General features: G+C 70.0%; 1 pseudogene. It reads right to left on the minus strand.

What is annotated here, in order from left to right:
• Window positions 1-1,189 (minus strand): annotated as a pseudogene (locus Voc01_RS52595) (hypothetical protein); the annotation flags it as partial.

The following is a 1,189-nucleotide window of genomic DNA, read 5'->3' on the forward strand; positions in this document are numbered from 1 at the left end:
TTGCCGGAGGTGGCGGTCGGCCTCCTCGAACCGCCGCTGCAGGTGCGCCACCCCGCCGAGTTGGTGGTGGATTGTGCCTTGACCTTTGCGGTTTCCGGCGGCGGTTCGGAGGTCGAGTTCGGCCTGGTAGTGCCGTTGAGCGTCTGCGAGGCGGCGAAGGTCCAGCGCGGTGCGGCCGGCGAAGCCGTGCAGGATTGCCTGTTCGAGCTGGCTGTCGTCGTGGCCGTCTGGCCGGTGACGGGCAAGGACGTCGTCGATCATGCGGGCGAGGGCCGGCTGTTGGGATCGTTGCTGAAGGTAGACGGCGATGGCATAGATCAGTGTGGCGATTGGCTGGCCGTTGTCGGTGCCGTGGTCGAGGGCGCTGGTGAGGTTGGCGTAAAAAGCCTGGGCGAACGCCTGCCCAGTGGCCCGCTGTTGGGGCGTGGTTCCCTCCAGCAGTGCGCGGATGTCACCTGCGAGGGCGTCGTGAAAACGGTAGTGCGCGTCGTGTGCGGCGGCGGCGAGGTCGGGGTGGTCTCCGAGCCGGGTCCGCAGGAAGAACGGCAGGATCGGCACGGTCACGACGACGGGAAGCACGGGATGGGTGACGCTGAGCCCGACGCGGGTGGTTTCCGCGATCGCCGCCGGCAGGTCGAGCCCGGCCAGGTCCGGGTCGATGCCGGTGAGGATCTGCTGGTAGGCGTCCAGGATGTCGCCGGTGGGGATGGTGGCGGTGAACGGGGCCAGCGCCAGCAGCGATCGTTGTACGGCGGGGTCGAGGTTGCCGTGGCTGTATTCGATGGCGCGGCGGATGACCCCAGCTGGGTCGGCGGCGTCGTCGCCGTGTTTGAGGTGGGTGAGGATGTCACCCGGCGGCGTGCCGGCGAGGGCGGGCAGCACGACGGTCATCGGCAGTGGGTAGCCGCCGAGGAGGCCGACCAGGTCCTTCAACGCGTCACGGTGGGCCGGGTCGGACCGGTACCGGCTGCCGCCGTGTTCGGTGAGGATCCGTTCGACCAGCTGGGAAGTGGCCTGCGGGTCGAGGCCGGGCAGGTCGTAGACGTTGGCGTCGAAGGTGCCCGGGGCCAGCCAGGTCTCGTCCTGGCGGGATCCGATCAGGACCAGGGTCCGTCCCCCGCGCAGCCGTTGGAGGAACTCGGCCAGCCGGCGGCGGCCGGGTTCGTCGAGGGCGTGGGGGATCGCAGCT

It is taken from the genome of Virgisporangium ochraceum (genome assembly GCF_016863655.1).
Classification (GTDB): domain Bacteria; phylum Actinomycetota; class Actinomycetes; order Mycobacteriales; family Micromonosporaceae; genus Virgisporangium; species Virgisporangium ochraceum.